Below are 23,238 nucleotides of genomic sequence, written 5' to 3' on the forward strand. Positions count from 1 at the left end.
GCCCATCACGAGCCCCGGAACACGGGTTTGCGCTTTTCTAGAAAGGCGTCCACGCCCTCGAGATGATCGTCGGTGGCGATCATCTCTGCGATCGATTCCGCCTCACGGGCGGATTGCTCGTCCCAGCTGTTCTCCAGCGCGGTGCGCACCAGCCGCTTCGCGCCGCCCAGCGCCCGGGTCGGCCCGGCGGCCAGCTTGCGCGCCATCGCCAGCGCGCGGTCCTGCAGCTCGGCATCGGGCACTACCCAATTGACCAGACCCCAGTCGAGCGCCTTGGCGGCGGGAATGCGCTCGCCCATCATCAAGATCTCGATCGCGCGGCGTTCACCGACGATGCGCGGCAGGAAATAGCTGATGCCGCCGTCCGCCGTCAGCCCGACATGGCGGTAGGCGAGCATCAGGAACGCATTCTCGCCGGCGATCGCCATGTCCGCCGCCGCGACCATGCTGAACCCGAAGCCGACTGCACCGCCCTGAACGGCGGTAATGACGGGCTTCGGCATCCTGCGCAGACGGTGGATCGCGAGATGCCCGGTCACGACGCGGCGCTCCATGCCGGCGAGATGCGCGTCGCGGTCTTCGGTCAGCGAGCGCTTGAAGCCCTCGACGTCGCCCCCGGCCATGAAGGTGTCACCGGCGCCGCGGATGAGCACGCAGCGCACCGCCGGGTCATGTTCGAACCGGTGCGTGACATCGATCAGCCCCTCGACGATCGCGGGGCTCAGCGCGTTCAGCTTGTCCGGTCGGTTGAACGTGATGGTGCCCACACCATCGGTGATGTCGGTTAGGAGGTCGTCTGTCATGTGGTCTTCCGTCATGCGTTTGGCCTAGAGCCGCCCGAGGATCGAGATCGCCGCGATCCCCTGATACGGCACGCCGCCCAGATTGTGCGTCAGCGCGAGCGAGGGATTGTCGAGCTGGCGCTCGCCCGCGCGGCCGAGCAGTTGGTTATAGCCTTCATAGGCCATACGCAGACCCGATGCGCCGATCGGATGGCCGAAACATTTCAGGCCGCCATCGATCTGGCAAGGGATGCCGCCGTCCGCATCGTAGAAACCGTCGAGCACGTCCTTCGCCGCGCCGCCCTCGGGCGAGATGAACAAGTCCTCCATCGTCACGAATTCGGTGATCGAGAAACAGTCATGCACCTCGATCATCGAGAGTTGCTCGCGCGGATTGTCGATTCCCGCCTCGGCATAAGCCTTCTTTGCGGCATTGCGCGTGTTGCGCACATAGGATCCGTCCCAGTCGGACATCGTCGTCTCGATGCCCGAGCTGATCGACAGCTGGATCGCTTTGATCGTGACCAGATCGCGCTTGCCTAGCGCACGGGCGATCTCGGGCGTGGTGACGATCGCCGCCGCCGCGCCGTCCGATACGCCGCAACAATCGAACAGGCCAAGCGGCTCGGCGATCAGCGGCGCGTTGAGGATCGTCTCCATGCTCACCGCCTTGCGCAGATGCGCCTTGGGGCTGTGTTGGCCGTTCTGGTGACTTTTCCATGATATGTGCGCGATCGCCTGTTTCAGGTCCTCACGCGAGAGGCCGTGTTTCGCGCGGTAGCCCGAAGCGAGCTGGGCGAAGCCGGCGGGGGCGGAACCGATCGGCATCCACAAATCGTTAAACGTGCCCTTGAACCCCGGCGGCAGGCCGCCATAGCCGGTGTCCTTCAACTTCTCCGCGCCGATCGCCAGCGCGATATCGACCGCGCCCGACGCCACGGCATAGACCGCGCCGCGCAGGGCCTCGGTGCCCGTCGCGCACATGTTCTCCAGCCGCGTGACAGGAATGCCGTCGAGCCTGAGCGCGGTGGAGGCGGGGATCGCGGAATTGCCGACATTGACCGCATCGAGCGCGGAGCCGTACCACGCCGCCTCGATCGCGCCACGCTCGATCCCCGCATCGGCGAGCGCTTCGTCGAACGCCTCGGCGAGCAGGGCGCCGGTGCCCGCGTCCCAGCGCTCGCCGAAGCGCGAACAGCCCATGCCGAGGATCGCCACGCGGTCCTTGATGCCCGATGCCATCGTTATTGCTCCACCGCGGCGCGCAGCGGCGTCGCCTTCCAGAAATACCGGTTGATGCCGCGCACCCGATCACGATCCTTGATCCGGAACACCATCTTGAGCGGCGTGCCCACCTCCAGCTCTTCCGCCGCGGCATCGACGATCTCCATCATCAGCCGCGCGCCTATATCGAACTGCACGAAGCCGACCGCCAGCGGCGGCGCCGGATGATAGGATAGCCAGTCCGACGTGATCGTGAAGATGCGCGCAGGCTCGTCCGCCAGCGCCAGCGGGGCGAGCGCCGATGCGGGCGCGTTGCACGCCGGATTGACGCAATATTCGAGCACTGGAAATTGCGGGGTGTCGCAGCGCGTGCAACGCCCGCCGGTAAACGCGTCGAGCTGATCGGCATTCCGATATTGCTCGGTCATGATCGCCTTGATCGTCTTTTCGCCGCGCATCCCCCAGTCGAGCGCGATCTGGTCGTAGAAGGATAGGAGGCGCAGGTAATCGCCCGTTTCGTTGCGGTCGGCGATCGCGGCGGTGACGCCACGCGCCGGCGTATAGGTGGCGCACGCTTCGGTCGCCTCGAATACCAAGGCGTCGGCACCCTGGCCGAACCCGATCATCAGGATGCGTTGTCCCGGGCGGCAACGTTCGAGTGCCGCGCACAGCATCAGGAACCCTTGCGCGACGCCGCAATAGCCGACATCGCGCTCGAATCCGTCGATGATCGTCCCGGCGAAACCGATCTGTTTGGCGACCGCCGCGACCACGGCTTTCACGGCCGAGGGAAAGACCAGGAAATCGATCGCCGCGATTCCGACGCCGGCATCGTCGAGCGCGGCGGTAACGGTCGGCGGCACGATCTTCACATAGCCTTCGTCGCGCACCCAGCGTTCTTCCCAGCCGTAATCGACCGCGTGGTCGGCGGCGCGAAACCGATCGACGAAATGTGCCGATCGCGATGCGCCGCCGAGCAGGTGCGCGATCACGCCCTCGCTGCCCAGTTTCAGCGCCGCGGCGCCCGCGCCCGAGTTCAGTTCAGCGAGGCTGGCCGGCGCGGCGACGGGGCGTTCGGCGGCGATGACCAGCGCGTCGCCGTCCGCCGCGGCGAGCGTCTGACGCAGAGCGGTGGTCGCCGCGCGCTGCGATCCCGCAGCATTGGCCGCGACGATATCGTCGGCAAGCCCGAGTGCGGCACCGACGATCACCGCGTTGGACAGATCGGCATAGGGAAAGGTGGTCGAGGCGAGCTGGATCGAGGAGATCGCGCCGCGATCGTTGTCGCCCAACGCCGCACGTCCCGCCTCGACCGCCATCGTGACGGCATCTTCATCCCAGCTCGCAAAGGCGCGAAAGCCCTTGGCCGCGGCGCTCAGGCCGGGGTTCATCCACCGATGTGCCGCGGCAATCGCCTGGCGGTCGAGGCGCAGACGCGGGATATAGGCACCGAAACCGACGATACCGTAGTGCTGCTGTTGTGGTTCACGATCGGTCATACGGGATTCCATGAAAACACCTCGCCCGAGCGGACGGGAGGCGGCATATCCGGCGCCATCGCGCGAAACGCGCGGTCGAGGACGGTCTCCGCCCGCCACCCGTCGCCATCGTGCATCGTGCGGACCGGCCGGTTCTTGCCGAACAGATAGATTTCGTTGTTGCGCACGCCGAACACCTGGCCATTGATCTCGCGCGCGCCGTCCGACAGCAGCGCCACGGCGACCGGCGCGATGCGATCGGCGGCCATGCGCCGCAATCCCGCGACACGCGCCTGTTGTGCGGGCGTATCGGTCGGGATCGTCGCCACCATTCGCGTCCAGGCGAATGGCGCGATGCAGTTCGAGACCACGCCGAAGCGCGCCATATCGAGCGAAATCGCCGTCGACAGGCCGACGACGCCGAGCTTCGCCGCGATATAATTGGCCTGGCCCATATTGCCGATCAGCGCTGACGTTGAGGTCATGTGCAGATAGGCGCCCGACCCCTGCGTCTTGAAATGCGGCGCGGCCGCGCGGCTGACATAGAAGGGGCCGCGCAGGTTGACGTCGATCACCGCATCGAAATCGGCCGGATCGAGCTTGTGAAACAAGGCATCGCGCAGGATGCCGGCATTGTTGACCACGCCGTCGATGCGCCCGAACGTATCCATCGCACAGCCCACGATCCGTTGTGCCGATGCCCAGTGCGCCACGTTGTCATTGTTCGCGACGGCCATACCCCCTGCGGCACGGATTGCGCGGACCGTATCGTCGGCGGGCGAGTCGCCGGCATCGGCGCCGTCGGGCGCTACGCCGAGATCGTTGACCACCACGCAGGCACCCGCCGCGGCGGCGGCGAGCGCGATCTCGCGTCCCACGCCGCGCCCCGCGCCGGTGACGATGATGGCCTTGTTCAGCAGCATTCTCTCTCCCGCCCATGCTTGGCGTTGTCATTCGCCACAAGCACGGTATAGATATTGATAGTTCGCATGCGAACGATGCGCTACTGTTTTTTTTGGGAGAGGTCTATTGGGTATCTGCGACGGCAGGGTGGCGATCATCACCGGGGCGGGGCGCGGCGTGGGGCGGGCCTATGCCGAAATGCTTGCCAGTCAGGGAGCCTCGGTGGTCGTCAACGACCTGGGATCGGCGCCCAACGGTGCGGCGCTGGACGAGACGCCGGCGCACGAAACCGTCGCGGCGATTCGCGCCGCCGGCGGGCAGGCGATCGTCGATACGGCGGACGTATCGGACTGGACGGGCGCGCGCGAGATGATCGAGCGCGCGGTGAGCACGTTCGGCCGGCTCGATATCCTGGTCAACAATGCCGGCATCCTGCGCGATCGCATGCTGGTCAACATGTCCGAAGAGGATTGGGACAGCGTGATCAAGGTGCATCTGAAAGGCACCTTCGCGCCGACGCACCATGCGGCGAATTACTGGCGGCTGAAGAGCAAGGCCGGCGAGGCGGTGGATGCGCGAATCATCAACACCACGTCGCATTCGGCGATCTTCGGCAATATCGGCCAGGCGAACTATGCTGCGGCGAAGGGCGGCATCGCCGCCTTCACGATCGTCGTGGCGCGCGAGCTTAAACGGATCGGCGTGACGGTCAACGCGATCGCGCCGCGCGCCAACACGCGGATGACGGAGGGCCTGCGCGAGTGGACCGACGAGGAGCGTATCCGGCGCAGCCCGGAATGGATCGCCGCCTTGGTCACCTGGCTCGCCAGCCCGCAATCCGCCGCGGTCAGCGGGCGGGTGTTCGAGGCGTGGGGGTACGGCTACGGTGTCGCCGAAGGCTGGCAGCACGGACCGAGCACCGAGGCATCGCGCGACCCCGCCGAGATCGGCCCGGGCATCGCCGAGATACTGCAGCAGGCGCGCGCCAATGCCGGGATCGACCGCGACACCTGGCTCGACCCGTAAGCCGCGCCTATTGAATCGACGATCAGCAGAGGAGAGATACGTCATGGCCAAGGGCTCGGCGCGCGCGCGGTTCAACTTTCTGGTGCACGATGTCTCGCGCATGCGGCGCACCCTGTTCGATCAGGCGCTGAAGCCGTTCGGCATCACGCGCGCGCAATGGTGGGCGCTAGGCAACATCTCGCGCTATTCGCAATCGGGTGTCGTCCAGACCGAGCTGGCGCAATTGCTCGACACCGGCAAGGTCAGTGCCGGCAATTTGATCGACCGGCTGGAGGAAGCGGGGCTGGCGCGGCGCGTGGCCGACACGGTTGATCGGCGGATCAAGCGCGTGTTCATCACCGATTCCGGTTTCGAGATGCTCGATCGCATCGCCCTGGTCGGGTCCGAACTGGACAAGGTGCTGTTCGCCGGGGCGGCCGATGCCGAACTGGTCGCGGCGGCGCAGCTGCTCGAACTGGTCAAAGTCAATATCAAGCGTGCGCTGGCCGGTCCGCTCCCGCCGCTGCCGAGCATCGCCAGCGGTCCCGCGTCGCGAGCGAAGCGCGCGCGGCCGGCCGAGGCGCGGGGCGCGCCGGTCAACCGACAGGAAACACCATGACCAAGATCATCATCACCTGCGCCGTCACCGGATCGATCCATACGCCATCGATGTCGCCGCATCTGCCGGTGACGGCGCGGGAGATCGCCGATGCCGCGCTCGGCGCGGCGGAAGCGGGCGCGGCGATCGTCCACCTGCACGCGCGTGACCCGATCGACGGCCGGCCCGATCAGCGCCCGGAAGCGTTCGCGCCGTTCCTGCAGGTAATCAAGCAATCATCCGACGTGGTGGTCAACCTGACGACCGGCGGCTCGCCCTATATGCCGGTCGAGGAGCGCGTGCGGCCGGCGGCGGTGTGGAAGCCGGAAGTCGCCAGCCTCAACATGGGCAGCATGAATTTCGGACTGTTCCCGATGCTCAAGCGCTACACCGACTTCAAGCACGACTGGGAACCGGCAATGCTGGAGGGGAGCCACGATCTCGTCTTCCGCAACAGTTTCAAGGACATCCGGTACGCGCTGGAAACGTTGAACGAAACGGGCACGCGCTACGAATTCGAATGCTACGACACCAGCCACCTGCACAATCTGCACTATTTCTGGCGCGAGGGGCTCGTGCGGGCGCCGCTGTTCATCCAGACGGTGTTCGGCCTGCTCGGCGGGATCGGCGCGCACCCGGAAGAGGTGCTGCACATGAAACGCACCGCCGACCGGCTGTTCGGCGACGCCTATCACTGGTCGGTATTGGGCGCCGGGGCGAGCCAGATGGGTATCGCGGCGATGGGCGCGGCGATGGGCGGTCACGTCCGCGTCGGGCTGGAGGATTCGCTGTGGCTGGGCAAGGGCAGGCTGGCGGAGAGCAACGCCAGCCAGGTGCGGCAGGTGCGCCGGATCGTCGAGGGGCTGGGGCTGGAGGTCGCGACGCCCGACGAGGCGCGCGCGATCCTGGCGTTGAAGGGCGCTGACCGAGTGGGGTTTTAGGGTAGCTTGGAGCCAATACTGGCACCCTCATCCTTCGCCGGCTTCGGCGTCTTTTCCCTCTCCCAATGGGAGAGGGAAGGGGCCCGCCCGAGGTAGTCGGGTGGGAAGGGTGAGGGCGTTCGTGTAAAGACGACCCTAGGCGGCGCGGCGGACGGAGGAGACGAACCCAGCTAGGCGGGCGCCAATGATGTCTTCGGCCTCGGCGACGATGCGCTCGACCAGCGCTTGGGTGGTCGGCACGTCGTGGATCAGCCCCTGCACCATGCCGGCCGACCAAATGCCGGCATCGAGCTCGCCCGATTGCAGCGCCTCGCGGCCACGGCTGCCCTTCACCAGATGCGCGATCGCCTCGAACGGCTGGCCCTCGCGCTCGATGCGGACCGCCTCCAGCGACACGGTATTGCGCGCCACGCGCGCGGTGTTGCGGTAGCTGCGGAACATCAATTCGGTCGCGCGCTCGTCATTGGCGACCATCGCCTGTTTGAAATTGTCGTGGATCGGGGCTTCCTGTGTCGCGCAGAACCGCGTGCCCATGTTGATGCCGTCCGCGCCCAGGGCGAGCGCCGCGACCAGGCCGCGGCCATCGCCGAAGCCGCCGCTCGCCAAGATAGGGATCTTCACCTGGCTGGCCGCCGCCGGGATCAATATCAGGCCGGGGATGTCGTCTTCGCCCGGGTGGCCGGCGCATTCGAAGCCGTCGATGCTGATCGCGTCCACGCCCTTGCGTTCGGCCGACAGCGCATGGCGCACGCTGGTGCATTTGTGGATGATCCTGACGCCCGCCGCCTTGAACATCGCCCATTGCTCGGCGACCGCCGGGGTCCCGGCGGTTTCGACGATGGTGATGCCGGCATCGATGATGGTCTGCGCATAGGCGTTGTAATCCGGCGCGTTGATCGTCGGGAACACCGTCAAATTGACGCCGAACGGGCGATCGGTCAGCGCGCGGCAGCGGGCGATCTCGGCGGCGAGCGCGGCGGGATCGGGCTGGGTCAGCGCGGTGAGAAAGCCGAGCGCGCCGGCATTGGCCACCGCCGATACCAAGGGCGCGGTGCCGACCCATTGCATGCCGCCCTGCGCGATCGGGTGATCGACGCCGAACATCTCGGTGAAGCGGGTGGTCAGCATCGGCAGTGGCCTTTCAATAGCTTTTGGGCAGGCCGAGCACGCGCTCGGCGATGAAGCTCATGATCAGTTGCTCGGTGATCGGCGCGAGCCGCGTGACGGCGACTTCGCGGTAGAGCCGCTCGACATGATATTCCTTGGCATAGCCGAACCCGCCATGCGTCGCGATCGCCTGCCAGCAGGCGTCGTGGCCGGCGCGAGCGCCAAGGAATTTCGCGCTGTTCGCCTCCGCGCCGCACGGCAGGCCGCGATCGTACAGCTCGGCGGCGCGCATCGCCATCAGCCAAGCGGATTCGAGATACATCCAGCGTTCGGCGAGCGGGTGCTGGATGCCCTGGTTGAGCCCGATCGGCCGGTCGAAGACGACGCGTTCCTTGGCGTACGCGGTCGCGCGGCGCAGCGCGTCCTGGCCGATCCCGATCGCCTCGGCGGCGATGAGGATGCGTTCGGGATTGAGGCTGTGGAGCAGATAGCCGAAGCCCTTGCCCTCTTCGCCGATGCGATCCTCGTCGGGGATGAACAGATTGTCGATGAAGATCGCGTTCGAATCGACCGCCTTGCGACCCATCTTGGGGATCAGGTGAACGTCGATCTTGCTGCGGTCGAGATCGGTGTAGAAGATCGTGATGCCATCGGTCGAACGCGCGCAATCCTCGAACTTCGTCGTCCGCGTGAGCAGCAGGATCTTGTTGGCGACCTGCGCGGTGGAGGTCCACACCTTCTGGCCGTGGACCAGGTAACCGCCATCGACCTTCCGCGCGAAGGTCTTGATCTGCGTGGTGTTGAGGCCGGTATTGGGCTCGGTGACGCCGAAGCAGACCTGGTCGTCGCCGGCGATCAGCCGCGGCACCCAGCGCGCCTTCTGCGCGGCCGTGCCCTCGACGACGATCGGATGCGGGCCGAACAGGTTGATGTGGACGGTCGATGCCGCGGTCATCCCGCCGCCGTGGCTGGCGACCTCGTGCATCATCACCGCCGCTTCGCTGACGCCCAGCTCGGCGCCGCCGTATTCCTCGGGCATGGTGATGCCGAGCCAGCCGGCATCGGCCATCGCGCGGTGGAAATCGTGCGGGAACACGCCGCTGTCGTCGCGTTCCAGCCAATAGTCGTCCCCGAAACACGTGACGACGGCGCGTACGCCCTCGCGGATCGTGGCGAGATCGTCTTCGGACGGGGTGGGTCGCGGTTCGGCCATGTCAGGCTCCTTGCGTGGCGAGCATCCGCCGCGCCGCTTTGAGATGGGGCAGATCGTACATCCGCCCGTCGATGCCGAGCGCGCCGGCTTCCGGCCGGGCGGCGAACGCGGCGACGATGCGGCGGGCGACGTCCAGTTCCTCGTCCGATGGCGAGAAGCAGCGATTGATCGTCGACACCTGATCAGGGTGAATCGCGATGCGCCCGACGAACCCGTCGCGGCGCGATTCCGCGCAGGATCGGTCGAGCCCCGCCGTATCGCGATAGTCGCCGAACAAAGTGTCGATCGGCGCGACCCCCGCCGCCGCCGCGGCGAACAGGCATGACGTGCGCGCCTGCCGATAGGGTGCGGTCCATGCCCCGCCCGCCTCCTGATTGGCGCTGGCACCGATCGCCGCGGACAGATCCTCCGCCCCCCAAGTGAGCGACACGAGACGCGCGGGCGGATCGCCGTAGCCGCCGAGCGCGAACATCGCCGCCGGCGTCTCGGTCGCCACGACGATCAGCTTGATCCGCCCAGTCGGTATCCCGGCGGCCCATTCGAGCGCATCGAGATAATGCGATACCCGCAGTGCATCCGCGACGCCGTTGGCCTTGGGCAGCATGATGCCGTCCAGCCCTGGCCTGACCGTCGCGACCAGATCGTCGAGCGTCAGGCCGGTGTCGAGCGCGTTGACGCGCACGAACAGCGCGGCCGCGTGCGATGGGCCGTCGTCGATCGCCTCCGCCACCATCGCGCGCGCTGCCGTCTTGCGATCCGGCGCGACGGCGTCTTCCAGGTCGAGGATCAGCACGTCGGACCCGGCATTTCGCGCGCGGGTGAGCTTGCGCGCGCTGTCGCCGGGCACGAACAGCCAGGACCGCATCCTCACGCGGGTCGCGCCAGCATCAGCGCGGCGCGCGTCGTGCGGCAGACGACGGCGTCGTGCTGGTTCAACCCGACATGTTCGAACGTGACGATGCCCTGCCCAGGGCGCGACGCCGACGCGCGTAATGCCTTAACCTCGGTCCGCGCGCGGATCGTGTCGCCCGCGAATGCCGGCGTGGGGAACACCGTATCGGTCATGCCGAGATTGGCGACGGTCGTGCCGAAGGTCGTGTCCTGCACCGACAGGCCGATCACGAGCCCGAGCGTGAAGATCGAGTTGATCAACGGTCGCCCGAATTCCGTGGTCGCGGCATAGGCATGATCGATATGGATCGCGGCCGGATTGTAGGTCAGCGCGGAAAACAGCGTGTTGTCCATGTCGGTGACGGTGCGGCGGATTTCGTGCACGAACATGCGGCCGACCTCGAACTCGCTGAACCAAAGTCCCGCCACCCTTACTCTCCTGTATATCTCATATAGCCTCTTGAACCCGATCTAGCGGCACGCGATATAAGTATGCAAGCATATCATGCAGAATATTACGATATCGATGGGGAGAGTTTGATGGTGGCGCACGACGACGGCAGGTCTACCCTGATCGAGACGGCGATCGCGCGACAGCGGGCGGCGCACCGGGCGGACCCCAGTCCGGGCGTCGCCACGCGCCGCCGCCGCCTGTCGGCGCTGATCGCGATGTTGCGCGACAACCGCGCACGCATCCGCGCCGCGCTGACCGAGGATTTCGGGGTCCATCCGCCGATCATGAGCGACTTGATCGAGATCGCCGGCGGCATCGGTCGCGCGCAATATGCGATCGACCATCTCGACGCGTGGATCGCGGCGGAGGCGCGCGACGTGGACGCGTCGTTCGGCGCGGCGACGGCGCGGATGGAATGGCAGCCCAAGGGCGTGGTCGGCAATATGGTGCCGTGGAACTTCCCGTTCGAGATCGGCATCGGACCGCTGGCCGAGATGCTGGCGGCGGGCAACCGCGTGATCGTCAAGCCGTCGGAACTGACGCCGGCCTGCGGCGCGCTGCTCGCCAAGATGGTCGCGGCGGCGTTCGATCCAGACGAGGTGACGGTGATCGAGGGCGACCAGACGGTGGGTGAGGCGTTCGCCGCGGCGTCGTTCGATCACCTGCTGTTCACCGGCAGCACCGCGGTGGGGAAAGCGGTGATGCGCGCGGCGGCTGCCCGGCTGACGCCGCTGACGCTAGAGCTTGGCTCGAAATCGCCGGCGATCCTGACGCCGAGCGGCGTCGATCAGCGCGCGGTCGAATCGATCATCGGCCTGAAACTCGCCAAGAGCGGACAGGTCTGCGTATCGGCGGATCACGTTTTCGTGCCCGCGGACCAGCTCGACCGGTTTATCGATCTGGCGCGCGGCTATTTTACCGAACGGGCGCCCGGCTTCACCCGATCGGGCGATTGCACCGCGATCATCAGCGACCGGCATGTCGACCGACTGCAGGCGTTGCTCGCCGACGCGGTCGCCAAGGGCGGCCGCGCGATCGTGCTCGAAGACGGCGCGGCACCGAGCGTCGCGACGCGGCAGATGCCGCTGACCCTGGTCACTGGCGTCACCCCGGCGATGCGCATCGCGCAGGAGGAGATATTCGGGCCGATCCTGCCGGTCATCAGCTATACCGCGCTCGACGACGTGGTGGCCGCGCTCTGGGCGGCGGACAAGCCGTTGTCGATCTACATTTTCGGGCAGGATCAAAGCGAGATCGACGGGCTGATCGCGCGAACGGTGTCGGGCGGTGTCACGGTCAACGGCGCGGCGCTCAACACCGCGTGCATCTCCCTCGGCTTCGGCGGCGTGGGGGCCAGCGGCTTCGGCCGACATCACGGCGTGGAGGGGTTCCGCGAATTCAGCAACCACCGCGCGGTGTTCGTGCGCGGGCCGGCCGACCATGCCGACATAATTTTCCCGCCCTACGGCGCGTCGGCCGCCGCCGCCGCCGAAGCTGTGCTCGGCCCGATCGCGGCGTAAGGAGGGATCATGCCGTCAAACGCGGAACGCAGCCTAGTCGCCGATCGGCTGGCGGAGATCGTCAACCGGAAATGTCCCGGCGCGCGGGTGTCGGACCCCGTGCGCCTGTCGGGCGGCGCAAGCCAGGAGACGTGGGCGTTTGACGTCGTGCACGATGCCCGGATCAGCGCGCTGATCCTGCGCCGCTCGCCCGGCGGCGCGATCGACAAGCGCGACATCGCTGCGGGACTCGACGTCGAGGCGGCGGTGATCGCGGTGGCCGAGGCGCACGGCGTGCCGGTGGCGCCGGTCGTCCACGCGCTGGCGCCGTCGGACGGGCTCGGGCCGGGGTTCATCTCGTGCCGCATCGATGGCGAGGCGCTCGGTCACCGGCTGGTGCATGGCGACGGCTTTGCCGCGCTTCGCACCCATCTGGCGACCGATCTCGGCGGGATCGCGGCACGCATCCACGGCGTGCCGACGGATGGCCTCGATCTGGTGACGCGGCGCCCGGCCGCGATGCTCGCCGAAGCTGGCGTGCAATATCGCGCGTTCGGCACGCCCAGGCCGGTGTTCGATCTCGCGCTGGCGTGGCTCGCGGCGCGGTTGCCCGATGCGCCGCATGCCGCGCTGGTGCATGGCGACTACCGGGTGGGCAATTTCATCGCCGACCCCGACGGCGTTCGCGCGATCCTCGACTGGGAGGCGGTGCATATCGGCGATCCGGTCGCCGATCTCGGCTGGATGTGTGTCAATTCGTGGCGGTTCGGCCGGATCGATCGGCCGGCCGGCGGTGTCGGATCGCGCGAGGATCTGTTGGCGGGTTATGCCACGGTCGCCGGCTGGACGCCGACGCTGGACCACCTGCGTTGGTGGGAAGTGTTCGGCAGCCTGCGCTGGGGCTTGGGTTGCGCGACGATGGCGGCAGAATTCGCCGCCGGCGACCGCTCTGTCGAGCGCGCCGCGGTCGGCCGGCGCGCGTCTGAAACCGAACTCGACATTTTGCGTCTGATCGCGCCCAGGAGCCGCTGACATGCAGGACCGACCCGCGCCCGATGCGCTGCTGGACATCGTCGAGGAATTTTTGCGCAGCCGCGTGCTGCCCGAAACGAGCGGCCATACCGCGTTCCACCTGCGCGTTGCGATCAACGTGCTGGCGCTGGTGCGGCGGGAGATCACGCTGGCGCCGGGCCTGGAGAGCGACGAGCGGGACCGCCTTATCGCGCTGATCGGGGGAGACGCCGACACGGTGGCGCTCAATGCGGCATTGTGCGATGCCATCGCCGATGGTCGGCTAGATAGCGAGGATAAGACGCTGCACGCCCATCTCTGGCAAACGACGCTGGAAAAGATGGCGGTCGATCAACCGCGCTATGCCGCTTTCGTCGAGGAAATATCCGCGTCACCCCGGTGACGGCGCGGGATCGACCGGCACGCCGCATAGGCGTGCCGGTCGACCGGATCAGCGCAGCTTGACACTCAGCTGAAGGCCGTAGGTCACCGGCATGCCGGCATAGCGGATTACCGTGTCGTAGGTACGGAAGACGTTGGTCCAGTAATATTTGTTGGTCAGGTTGCGACCGAAAGCCGCAACGCGCCAGCGCCCGTCGTCGCTCTCGATGCCGACGCGCGCATCGAGCAGGGTATAAGCGTTGAGCGTGTACAGCGGCAGTTCGCCCAGTTTCGATTCCGCCGTGCTCTGGTAGGTCAGGCTGCCGCCTAGGAATACCGAACGGGCATCGCCCACCGGGAACTTGTATTGGGCATCCGCGACGGCCGACCATTTCGGCGACCGCGGCAGTGCCTCGCCCTTGAAGTTACGCGCCGTGGCGTTGGGATCGAAATTGTTGAAATCGTCGGTGATCTCGGTGTGCAGATAGGTGCCGGACGCCGACATCGTCAGGCCGGTCACCGGTGCGACGATGATCTGCGCCTCGGCACCGTAGATTTCCGATTTCGGAATGTTGACGAGCTTTTCGAGCAGCCCGAACAGGAAATCCGGGCTGTTCCCGCGGATCTGCTTGTTGGTGTAATCGTAATAGAAGGCCGCGCCGTTTAGCTGGATATGACGATTGGCCAAGGCGGTCTTGAAGCCCGCTTCGTACGCCAGCACCGATTCCTGCACCGCCGGCGAGAATTGCGTGTTCACCGAGGCGGACAGCGTCGGGAAGCTACCCGATTTGAAGCCCTTGCTGACATTGGCGTAGAGCAGTGTGTCTCGCGTTGCCTGCCAGTTGAGTCCGCCGCGCCACGATACATTGTCCTCGTCGAGGCTTTGCACGACATTGCCCGACTGCAACGTAACCGAGTTGAGCGTGCCGCAGCCGCCCGGTGCGACGGGGCTGAAATTGCCCGCGCCGCGAAACACGCCCATCAGCAGATTGTAGACCGCCGCGAGCGACCCGTCGCCGCCATCGGCGCTGCAGCCCGAAAAGCGTCGCTTGTTGTCGGTATAGCGCACGCCGCCCTGCAGCGTCAGCGTATCGGTCAGCTTCAGATCGGCGTTGCCGAACACCGCCCATTGCTCGTTTTTCTGGTTCGAATAGTTGAGCCCCTTGGGGGTCGGTAACCCTAGAGTGGTGCGCGTGGTGGATTCACGGACAAAAATCAGATTGCCGTCATAGATTTTGTCGTTCTGGTAATTCCCGCCGACCGTGACACGGACCGGCCCGAACTCGTTTTCGAGGCGCAGTTCCTGGAAGAACGATTTGATGTCGCCGGTATTCTGCCACAGCGTGCTTTCCAGCGCGAGACCGTCGGCATCGACCAGCGATCGCACCTTCTGGTGCGCGTAGCTGGTGATCGAGGTGAGCGTCGCGCTGTCGGTCAGGTCGTAATCGGCGCGACCCGACGCCTGCCAGAAACGGTTCTTGCGCTGCAGATTGCCGATCGGGTCCCAATCCGCCGCGCGTGCGTTGCGCGGCGCCAGCGGATAGTTCAGCAATGCCGGATAGGCATTGGCGGGATTGCCGGGATTGACCGCGATGACCTGCCCGGCGACGGTATCCGAATTGTCGAAATTACCGTTCACGTTGAGTTCGAAGCGGAAACGGTCGCTCGGGTCCCAATCGACCAGCAAGCGCGCCTGGCCCTTGTTGCGGTCGCCGAGCCCGGCGTCGCGCGTATAGCTCTTCTGCCAATCGCCGCCCTGCGTGGTGGCGAACGACAGGCGCGCCTTCACCGTGCTCGACAATGGCCCCGAGACGTACCCTTGCGCCTCCAGCGTCGCGAAGCGGGCGAAACTCACCGTGCCGCCGGCCTGGAAATCATTGGTGGGCTTGGCAGCGATATAGTTGATCGCGCCGCCGGTCGCGTTCTGACCGAACACCGTGCCCTGCGGTCCTTTCAGCACCTCGACACGGGCGAGATCGAGCGCGGCACCCGTCGTCATCACAGGATAGGGTAGGGGGACCTGATCGACATAGACGTTGACCGTCGGCGCCGCGCCGACGCTCGATTCGTAGAAGCCGACGCCGCGCAGCGTGTAGACCGGCGTGTCGAAGGTGGTGGTGGTGGCCTGGAAACTGGGGACGATCCGCGCGAGATCCGCCGTACCGGTGACGCCGCGCTCGATCAGCGTATCGCCGGTCGCCGCGGTGATCGACATGCCGACGCGGTTGATCGCCTCCTCGCGCTTCTGCGCGGTGACGATGATATCACCGATCTCGTTCGGCGACTCAGCCGCAGGCGGCGTCGCCGTCTGGTCGGGCGATGCCTGGTCGGCAGATGCCGCGGGGGCCGCGGCGGGGACGGGTGCGTCGGCCGTGCCGTCGCGCGCCGCAGCGACACCCGGCAGGCTCAGCGCCATGATGCTCGCGCTGCCGGTCAGCATCACGCGCTTGTGAAAATTCCTCATACATTCCTCTCCCTTGTCACCGTGTCGGCGGTTCAGGTGACCCGATCGATCACTCTCTAATAATGGTTCGCTACCATACCGTTTGTATCACCACTATACGCGATGTCAAACGTCCACTAAGGTCGGCATGAACCTGCAGGAGAGGCGGCGTGGATTTCGAGCTACCGGACGATTTGAAGGCGTATCTTGGCGAACTGGATGCGTTCATCGCCGCCGAGATCACCCCGCTGCAGCAGGCGGACGACAATATGCGCTTCTTCGACCATCGCCGCGAATGGGCGCGCACCGACTGGGATCGCGACGGGCTGCCGCGCCAGGAATGGGAAGATCTGCTGGAGGAAGCGCGGCGCCGCGCCGATGCGGCGGGATATTGGCGCTTCGCCTTGCCGGTCGAGTTCGGCGGGCAGGGCGGCTCGAACTTGTGGATGGCGGTGATCCGCGAGCATTTCGCGGCGCAGGGCCTTGGGCTGCACAACGATCTGCAGACCGAACATTCGGTGGTCGGCAACTTCCCGCAAATCCATGTCTTCGCGCAGTACGGCACGCCCGAGCAGCGTGCTGAATTTATCCAGGGCACGCTGGAGGGCACGCGCCGATGCACGTTCGGGCTGACCGAGCCGGATCATGGCTCCGACGCCACCTTCATGAAGACGCGCGCGGTGCGCGAGACGCGGGGCGGCGTCGCCGGCTGGCGGATCGACGGCGAGAAGATGTGGACCACGGGCATGCACAGCGCGACGCACTGCATCCTGTTCGCGCGCACGTCAGGCGACGACGGCGCCGCGACCGGCATCACCGCCTTCTTCGTCCCCGCCGATGCGCCGGGCGTCAGAATCGAGGAATATCTCTGGACCTTCAACATGCCGACCGACCATCCGCGCGTGTCGTTCACCGATGTGTGGGTGCCCGAATCGGCGCTGTTCGGGCAGGTCGATCATGGGCTGACGCTGGCGCAGCATTTCGTGCACGAGAATCGCATCCGCCAAGCGGCCTCGTCGCTCGGCGCGGCGGCATTCTGCATCGAGGAAAGCGTGAAATATGCCCGGCATCGCAAGCCGTTCGGCAAGGCGCTGGCCGAAAACCAGGGCATCCAGTTCCCATTGGTCGAACTGGCGACGCAGGTCGAGATGCTGCGCCTGCTGATCCGCCAGACCGCCTGGCAGATGGACCGTATGCCACGCGACGAGATCGAGAAGACGTTGTCTGACAAAGTGGCGATGTGCAATTACTGGGCTAACCGGCTGTGCTGCGATGCCGCCGACCGGGCGATGCAGGTGCATGGCGGGATCGGCTATTCCCGCCACAAGCCGTTTGAGCATATATATCGTCATCACCGCCGCTACCGCATCACCGAAGGCGCGGAGGAAATCCAGATACGCAAGGTGGCGGCCTATCTGTTCGGGTATATCGGCCCGCGCCGCCGCGAGTTCGCGGCGCTCGCCGATGCCAAGGGAGGCGCGGCATGACGCAGGATGTGCAGCCCCCCTCGGTCGCCGACCTGACGCGCGATGCGCCGAAGAATTGGGGCAAATGGGGCCCCGACGACGAGGTCGGATCGCTCAACTATCTCGGCCCGACGGAAGTGCTGCGCGGCGTCGCGGCGGTGCGGCAGGGCCGGACGTTCACGTTGCAGGTGCAGATCGGCGCGCCCGGCGGCGATCCGATCTGGCCGGGACGCGCGCAGTGCACGCACGTCAACCTGCTCGACAAGGGCGATTACGCCTGCGGCAAGGGCGTCGAGGTGCCTGGCCATGCCGAGGCGGCGGACGACATGCTGATCATGTATCTCCAGGGATCGACGCAATATGACGCGCTCGGCCATGTCTGGTGCGAGGACCAGCTGTGGAACGGCTATGACGCGAAGACCACCGCGCGGCGCATGACCAAAGCCAGCGTGCTGCCGATCGCCGAGCGCGGCGTCGTCGGCCGCGCGGTGCTGATCGACATCGCGCGGCATCGGGGCAAGCGCGTGCTGGATCGGGGCGAGACGTTCGATCACACCGATCTGCTCGCGGCGGCGGCGGTGCAGGGCGTCGATATCGAGAAGCGCGACATCCTGATCATCCGCACTGGCTGGATCGGTGCCTTCTATGAAATGGGCGCGGCGGAATTCTACCGCGATTTCCGCGAACCGGGGCTGACCTATTCGCGCTCACTGGCGCAGTGGTTTGCCGAGATGGAGATCCCCAACCTCGTCACCGATACGATGGCCAACGAGACAACCGTCGATCCGGTCAGCGGCGTGATGTTGCCGCTACACATCGCGCTGATGCGCAATCTCGGTGTCGCCTTTACCGAGATCGCGCAGCTCGATGCGCTGGCCGACGATTGCGCGGCGGACGGGCAATATACGTTCCTGTACGCCGCCGCACCGTTGAAGGTGGTCGGCGGCACGGGCGCGCCAGTCAATCCGATCGTGGTGAAGTGACCTTCGCGCCGTCGATGTGGCGGCGTGCCCAGCGGGCTTCGTCGATGACGTAGCGGCGGATCTGCTGCGCCTGATCGGGGGTCATCACGCGGGCGAAGCCGACCATGCCCTGCTCCTTCAGCGCGCCGTCGATCAGGATGGCGCGCCAGGCATCGGCATTGCCCAGCGTCGACGAGCGCTGCAGATTGGGCAATACGCCGCCGCCGGCGGCACTCGCCCCGTGGCAGACCTGGCAATAGCGGCCGAACAGCGCGCGACCGCCGGCAATCTCTTGCGCGCTGCCGGTGTCCGTCGGGAGTGCCGCCGGCAGCGATGTATCCTTGGCCGGCGGGGCGGGCAGCGTCGCGCTGCCGCCGAGCGCGAAGACGAGCAGTCGCGGCACGTTCGGCACGTCGCGCGCCGCGCCGATCGCATAGCCCATCGACAGTGGCAGCGCGCCGCCCCGCCCGGTCAGCACCGCGACATATTGCCGCGTGCCGATTTGGTAAGTCGCCGCGCCGGCCATGATCCCTGATCCCGCCGGAAAAGCGAACAATTGCTTGCCGGTATCGGCGGCATAGGCGCGGAATTCGCCCAAGGCCGTGCCCTGGAAAACGAGATTACCCGCCGTCGTCATCGTGCCGCCATTGCCCGGTGTCGGATAGTCCACGCGCCAGCGCGCTTTGCCGGCGACCGGATCCCAGGCGATCAGGCTTCCTTTCGTCGCGGCGGTCGCCGCCTTGATCACCGCCGCGTCGCGCGGATACATCCCGCTGGTATCGATGCCGGTATTGTAGCCGATCGGCCGCCGCGCCCGCGCGTCGGGCGTCGCCGCCGCGCTATAGACCATACCGGCTTCCTGCGCCGGGATATAGGCCAGGCCGGTGCGCGGATTGAAGCTCATCGGCTGCCAGTTATGCGCGGCGATGGCGCTGGGCATGGCGAGGAACGGCTTGCCGGTCTTGTAATAGCGCGCCGCCGGGTTCTCGATCGGCCGCCCGGTCTTCATGTCATAGCCACTGGCCCAATTGACCGTCGGCACGAATGTCTTCGCATCGATCAGCTGCCCGTTCGTGCGATCGATCACGAAGAAAAAGCCGTTCTTGGGGGCCTGCATCAGCACCTTGCGTGGGCGTCCGGCGATGGTCAGCGTCGCCAGATTGATTGGCTGGGTCGCGGTGAAATCCCACGTCTCCGCCGGCGTCTCCTGATAATGCCACAGATAGGCGCCGGTTTCCGGCTTCAGCGCGACGATCGAGGACAGGAAGAGGTTGTCGCCTTGCCCCTCCGACCGAAGGCCGTGGTTCCACGGTGATCCGTTACCGACGCCGAGATAGAGCTGGTCGAGCTCGGCATCATAGACGATCGAATCCCACACCGTGCCGCCGCCGCCCGATTGCCGCCATTGTCCGCCCTTCGACCAGGTCGGCGCCGCCCGGCGCATTGCCGCGTCGGACGCTTCGCCGTCGGGCGCGCCGCTGGGATCGGGGACGGTATAAAAGCGCCATTTTTTGGCGCCGGTCGCGGCGTCATACGCGGTGACATAGCCGCGCACGCCGAATTCGGCGCCGCCATTGCCGATGATCACCATGTCGTTCACCACGCGAGGGGTGCCGGTGATGGTATAGGGTTTGGTCTTGTCGGTGGTCTGCACCGACCAATCCGCCTTGCCGGTGGCGGCGTCCAGCGCGATCAACCGCCCGTCGATCGTGCCGACATACAGTCGGCCCTTCCACGCCGCGACGCCGCGGTTGACGACGTCGCAGCACGCCTCGGCGGCCTTGTCGCGGGGTACTTCGGGATCGAACGTCCAGAGCGGCTGGCCGCTTGCCGCGTCGAACGCGAATACCTTCGACCACGGGCCGCTGACGAACAACTTGCCGTCGATGACGATCGGCGTCGCTTCCTGGCCGCGCGCATCGGGCAGGTCGGCGTGCCAGGCAAGGCCCAGCCGCGCGACGTTGCCGGCGTTGATCTGCTTTAGGGGCGAAAAGCGCTGCTCCTGATAATTGTATCCCGTCATCGCCCAGTCGCGGCCATCGCCACCGCCGGCGAGAAACGCGCCGTCGATCTTGCCGGCGACCGCATCGTTCGACCGAGATGCATCGCGCGGCGTGCAGGCGGTCGCCAGGGCCAGCGCCGCGACGCCCACGACGATCCGGTCCGCGCGCCGGTCGCGGCGGAACGTCATTCGCCGATCGCCGGTCCGCCCTCGTCATCCGCGACATCCAGCTCGACCGCCGTGACGATCTTCTTGCGGATATTGGAGCGCACGCGATCGAGCGTCTCCAGAGTGATCGCGAGATGCTCGGGCGAGACGCCTTCCAGGATATACTGGTTCTGCACACGACCGTGGATCTGCATCTCCTCGATCACGTCGTACCCCTTGTCGGTGATGAACACGCGTTTCACCCGCCGGTCGATCTTGTCGGGCACGCGCCGGATCAGCCCCGACGCCTCCAGCCGATCGATCAGCCCGCCGATCGTTACCTTGCCGACCTCAAGCAACCGCGCCAGATCGACCTGCGTCACCCCCTGATCCGGGTGGCGCGACAAGGCCGCCAACGCCGACCATTGCGACCGGGTGACGCCGAGCGGTTTCATTTCCTGATCAAACAACGTTCGCCTGAGACGGGAGACGTCGTGGACCAGGAAGCCGAAGCGAAACGGCGTCGCCTGGGGCTTGTCTTTGCGGGTGATCCGCGGCTTACCGATGGCCATGCGCATTCTCGCCTTTTGGTTGCCGGCCATGCCAGGCGGTTGCCGGGTAAACGTCAAACTTGCCCGCATCATGCCGGGAACTCAATCACCGACCGCGCGATGACCGTGGCGCCGCGCATCTCGTCGAATGCGGTGTTGATATCGGTGAGCGAGATGCGACGCGAAATCAGCTCGTCGAGCTTCATGCGGCCCTGCAGATACAGGTCGACATAGCGCGGGATATCGACCGGGAACTGGTTCGATCCCATCAGCGATCCCTGAATTTTCTTTTCGCCGAAAAAATCCATCGCCGCGAGTTCGAGCTTCACGCCCTGCGGCGGGATGCCGAGGATCGTCGCGGTGCCGCCGCGCCTGAGCATGGCAAAGGCCTGCTCGATCGTCGCCTTCAGCCCGATCGCCTCGATCGCGTGATGCACGCCGCCGCGGGTCAGTTCGCGCACCGCCTCGACTGCATCCGTGGTACTGGCATCGACGATGTCGGTCGCGCCCATCTGAATCGCGGCATCAAGCTTGGCGGCGACGCGGTCGATCGCGATGATCCGCGACGCCCCCGCCACCGCGGCCGCGTTGATGGTTGCGAGGCCGACGCCGCCGCAGCCGATCACCGCGACCGTCTCGCCCAATTGCACCTTAGCGGAGCGCGCCACCGCGCCGAACCCGGTCGTCACTGCGCAGCCGAGCAGCGCGGCGCGGTCGAGCGGCATGTCCTTGCGGATCGCGACGCAATTGCGCTCGTGGATCAGCATCGCCTCGGCGAAACCGCCCAGTTCGAAAAACGGGAAGACGGTGGCCGATCCCAGCGCGATCTTGGGCGGCGCCCCCTTGGCGCGGCGATTGCCCGGCGTCTCGCACAGGCTCATATGCCCGCCCAGGCAATCCTCGCACGCGCCGCAATAGGCCGATGGGCTGGTCACGACGTGATCACCGACCTTGATGCGGGTGACGCTGGCGCCGACCGCCTCGACCACGCCGGCGGCCTCGTGCCCCATCAGCGCGGGAAAGCGCCACGGCATGTGCCCGTCGATGATGCTGAGATCGGAATGGCACAGCCCCGACGCCACGGTGCGCAGCCTGATCTCGAACGGACCGGGATCGCCGAGCGTCACATCCTCGATCGTCAGGGGCGTTCCGGGTTGATGAAGGATAGCGGCTTTCACATCGGCCTCGCGGTTTTGGTCATTGCGCGGTCCAGCCGCCGTCGATCATGTGCACCGATCCGGTGATGAAGGCGGCGGCGGGGGACAGCAGGAAGCAGGTGAGTTCGGCGACTTCCGCCGCCGTGCCGAGCCGCCCAATCGGGTGCAGCGCGCGCAGCTGTGCCTTGGTTGCGTCGTCTATCCAATTGTCTAGCAGCGGCGTTTCGATCAGTCCCGGCGCCACCGCGTTGATGCGGATGCCGCGCGTCGCATAGTCGAGCGCTGATGCCTTGGTCAGCCCGATGACGCCGTGTTTGGACGCGGCATAGGCCGCGCTGCCGACTCCGCCGATCACGCCCAAGGCCGATGCGACGTTGACGATCGCGCCGCCGCCGCCACGCAGCATTGCCGCGATTTCATGGCGCTGGCACAGGAACAGGCCGGTCAGGTTGGTGTCGATCACGCGGCGCCAGTCCGCCTCGGCGAGGTCGCCCGCGCGCTTGGCGGGATGGACGATGCCGGCGCTGTTCACCGCCAGATCGAGGCGCCCGAACCGCGCGTCGGCTGTGCCGATCGCGGCGGCGACCTGAGCGTCGTCCGTCACGTCCACGCCGATGGCGAGGGCGCGCTCGCCCGAGGGGTCGAGCGCGGCGGCGATCCGTTCCGCGGCCTCCTTGTCGCGGTCGGCGATCGCCACAGAGGCGCCCTGCGCGATCAATTGTGTCGCGATGGCGGCGCCAAGACCGCTGCCACCGCCCGTGACGAAGGCGACCTGCGCCGCAAAAGTATTCATCCGTTCAACGCTGTCTGCAGGTGAAGATCCCATCCGCCCATCTCGCGACTCTCGCAAATTCAGTCAACCGGAAATTAGCATATCATACGCACATACACTATATCGATGGGACGCGGCGTTGCGCTGCATGAAAGGGTCTGAAACAGCAAGGCCTCACCGGGAGCGATCTTGCAGAAGACTTACACCGCTCCGGCGCTGCAATGCGCAAACCCACAATGATAGGAGAGGGC

At 66.4% G+C, this 23,238-nt stretch carries 21 protein-coding genes; 8 read left to right on the plus strand and 13 right to left on the minus strand.

Going from position 1 to position 23,238, the window contains the following annotated elements:
- Window positions 1-5 precede the first annotated feature (5 nt).
- The 4 genes from ASG11_RS04895 to ASG11_RS04910 are packed head-to-tail and all read right to left on the minus strand — an operon-like array spanning window position 6 to window position 4,407.
- Window positions 6-803 (minus strand): enoyl-CoA hydratase, encoded by a 798-nt coding sequence (locus ASG11_RS04895; RefSeq protein ID WP_168371697.1) that lies wholly within the window; start codon window positions 801-803, stop codon window positions 6-8.
- A 24-nt stretch (window positions 804-827) separates the two neighbouring features.
- Window positions 828-2,024 (minus strand): acetyl-CoA acetyltransferase, encoded by a 1,197-nt coding sequence (locus ASG11_RS04900; protein ID WP_055775883.1) that lies wholly within the window; start codon window positions 2,022-2,024, stop codon window positions 828-830.
- Window positions 2,025-2,026: 2 nt separating this feature from the next.
- Window positions 2,027-3,505 (minus strand): OB-fold domain-containing protein, encoded by a 1,479-nt coding sequence (locus ASG11_RS04905; protein ID WP_055775886.1) that lies wholly within the window; start codon window positions 3,503-3,505, stop codon window positions 2,027-2,029.
- Window positions 3,502-4,407 (minus strand): SDR family NAD(P)-dependent oxidoreductase, encoded by a 906-nt coding sequence (locus tag ASG11_RS04910; RefSeq protein ID WP_055775889.1) that lies wholly within the window; start codon window positions 4,405-4,407, stop codon window positions 3,502-3,504. Before ASG11_RS04910 ends, ASG11_RS04905 begins: the two co-directional genes overlap by 4 nt.
- A gap of 106 nt (window positions 4,408-4,513) precedes the next feature.
- On the opposite strand from ASG11_RS04910, the gene ASG11_RS04915 reads away from it, so the two are divergent.
- From ASG11_RS04915 to ASG11_RS04925, 3 genes are read left to right on the plus strand one after another with little or no spacing between them, the layout of a single operon-like run.
- Entirely contained in the window at window positions 4,514-5,413 is a 900-nt protein-coding gene (locus tag ASG11_RS04915) for an SDR family NAD(P)-dependent oxidoreductase (RefSeq protein WP_055775892.1), read from the plus strand.
- Window positions 5,414-5,456: 43 nt separating this feature from the next.
- Complete coding sequence (locus tag ASG11_RS04920) at window positions 5,457-6,011, plus strand: MarR family winged helix-turn-helix transcriptional regulator (RefSeq protein ID WP_055775895.1); 555 nt, start codon at window positions 5,457-5,459, stop codon at window positions 6,009-6,011.
- Window positions 6,008-6,931 carry a 3-keto-5-aminohexanoate cleavage protein gene (locus tag ASG11_RS04925; RefSeq protein WP_055775898.1) on the plus strand — a complete coding sequence of 308 codons (924 nt, stop codon included), beginning with the start codon at window positions 6,008-6,010 and terminating at the stop codon, window positions 6,929-6,931. Before ASG11_RS04920 ends, ASG11_RS04925 begins: the two co-directional genes overlap by 4 nt.
- Window positions 6,932-7,066: 135 nt before the next feature.
- On the opposite strand, the gene ASG11_RS04930 is transcribed toward ASG11_RS04925, so the two are convergent.
- Genes ASG11_RS04930 through ASG11_RS04945 form a run of 4 tightly spaced genes read right to left on the minus strand, consistent with a single transcriptional unit; the run spans window position 7,067 to window position 10,571 of the window.
- Complete coding sequence (locus ASG11_RS04930) at window positions 7,067-8,059, minus strand: NAD(P)H-dependent flavin oxidoreductase (protein WP_055775901.1); 993 nt, start codon at window positions 8,057-8,059, stop codon at window positions 7,067-7,069.
- Window positions 8,060-8,072: 13 nt separating this feature from the next.
- Entirely contained in the window at window positions 8,073-9,251 is a 1,179-nt protein-coding gene (locus ASG11_RS04935; RefSeq protein WP_055775903.1) for an acyl-CoA dehydrogenase family protein, read from the minus strand.
- 1 nt (window position 9,252) lies between these two features.
- The gene (locus ASG11_RS04940) at window positions 9,253-10,116 is read right to left on the minus strand and encodes an HpcH/HpaI aldolase/citrate lyase family protein (RefSeq protein ID WP_055775905.1); all 864 of its coding nucleotides are present in this window, start codon (window positions 10,114-10,116) and stop codon (window positions 9,253-9,255) included.
- 2 nt (window positions 10,117-10,118) lie between these two features.
- Window positions 10,119-10,571 carry a MaoC family dehydratase gene (locus tag ASG11_RS04945; protein WP_055775908.1) on the minus strand — a complete coding sequence of 151 codons (453 nt, stop codon included), beginning with the start codon at window positions 10,569-10,571 and terminating at the stop codon, window positions 10,119-10,121.
- A gap of 63 nt (window positions 10,572-10,634) precedes the next feature.
- Between ASG11_RS04945 and ASG11_RS04950 the strand changes: the two genes are divergently transcribed.
- The 3 genes from ASG11_RS04950 to ASG11_RS04960 are packed head-to-tail and all read left to right on the plus strand — an operon-like array spanning window position 10,635 to window position 13,509.
- The gene (locus tag ASG11_RS04950) at window positions 10,635-12,116 is read left to right on the plus strand and encodes an aldehyde dehydrogenase family protein (RefSeq protein ID WP_156363659.1); all 1,482 of its coding nucleotides are present in this window, start codon (window positions 10,635-10,637) and stop codon (window positions 12,114-12,116) included.
- Between the two features lie 9 nt (window positions 12,117-12,125).
- A complete protein-coding gene (locus tag ASG11_RS04955; RefSeq protein WP_082472594.1) occupies window positions 12,126-13,127 on the plus strand; it encodes a phosphotransferase family protein in 1,002 nt (333 codons plus the stop codon).
- Between the two features lies 1 nt (window position 13,128).
- A complete protein-coding gene (locus ASG11_RS04960; protein ID WP_055775911.1) occupies window positions 13,129-13,509 on the plus strand; it encodes a DUF6285 domain-containing protein in 381 nt (126 codons plus the stop codon).
- Between the two features lie 48 nt (window positions 13,510-13,557).
- On the opposite strand, the gene ASG11_RS04965 is transcribed toward ASG11_RS04960, so the two are convergent.
- The gene (locus tag ASG11_RS04965) at window positions 13,558-15,951 is read right to left on the minus strand and encodes a TonB-dependent receptor (RefSeq protein WP_082472595.1); all 2,394 of its coding nucleotides are present in this window, start codon (window positions 15,949-15,951) and stop codon (window positions 13,558-13,560) included.
- 149 nt (window positions 15,952-16,100) lie between these two features.
- Between ASG11_RS04965 and ASG11_RS04970 the strand changes: the two genes are divergently transcribed.
- Window positions 16,101-17,417: an acyl-CoA dehydrogenase family protein gene (locus ASG11_RS04970; RefSeq protein ID WP_055775917.1), complete on the plus strand. Its 1,317-nt coding sequence runs from the start codon at window positions 16,101-16,103 to the stop codon at window positions 17,415-17,417.
- On the plus strand, window positions 17,414-18,379 hold the full coding sequence (locus ASG11_RS04975) for a cyclase family protein (RefSeq protein ID WP_055775920.1): 966 nt from the start codon (window positions 17,414-17,416) through the stop codon (window positions 18,377-18,379). Before ASG11_RS04970 ends, ASG11_RS04975 begins: the two co-directional genes overlap by 4 nt.
- On the opposite strand, the gene ASG11_RS04980 is transcribed toward ASG11_RS04975, so the two are convergent.
- The 4 genes from ASG11_RS04980 to ASG11_RS04995 all read right to left on the minus strand — a co-directional run bounded on the left by ASG11_RS04980 (window position 18,357) and on the right by ASG11_RS04995 (window position 23,008).
- Window positions 18,357-20,549 carry a PQQ-dependent dehydrogenase, methanol/ethanol family gene (locus ASG11_RS04980; protein WP_055775923.1) on the minus strand — a complete coding sequence of 731 codons (2,193 nt, stop codon included), beginning with the start codon at window positions 20,547-20,549 and terminating at the stop codon, window positions 18,357-18,359. The two genes, ASG11_RS04975 and ASG11_RS04980, sit on opposite strands and share 23 nt — an antisense overlap.
- Entirely contained in the window at window positions 20,546-21,079 is a 534-nt protein-coding gene (locus ASG11_RS04985) for a MarR family winged helix-turn-helix transcriptional regulator (protein WP_201781278.1), read from the minus strand. The genes ASG11_RS04980 and ASG11_RS04985 overlap by 4 nt, the downstream gene beginning before the upstream one ends.
- A 68-nt stretch (window positions 21,080-21,147) precedes the next feature.
- On the minus strand, window positions 21,148-22,236 hold the full coding sequence (locus ASG11_RS04990) for a Zn-dependent alcohol dehydrogenase (protein ID WP_055775929.1): 1,089 nt from the start codon (window positions 22,234-22,236) through the stop codon (window positions 21,148-21,150).
- Window positions 22,237-22,255: 19 nt separating this feature from the next.
- Window positions 22,256-23,008, minus strand: coding sequence for an SDR family NAD(P)-dependent oxidoreductase (locus ASG11_RS04995; protein WP_201781279.1), 753 nt, complete (start codon window positions 23,006-23,008; stop codon window positions 22,256-22,258).
- Between the last annotated feature and the right edge of the window lie 230 nt (window positions 23,009-23,238).

The organism is Sphingomonas sp. Leaf357 (genome assembly GCF_001423845.1).
GTDB lineage: Bacteria > Pseudomonadota > Alphaproteobacteria > Sphingomonadales > Sphingomonadaceae > Sphingomonas.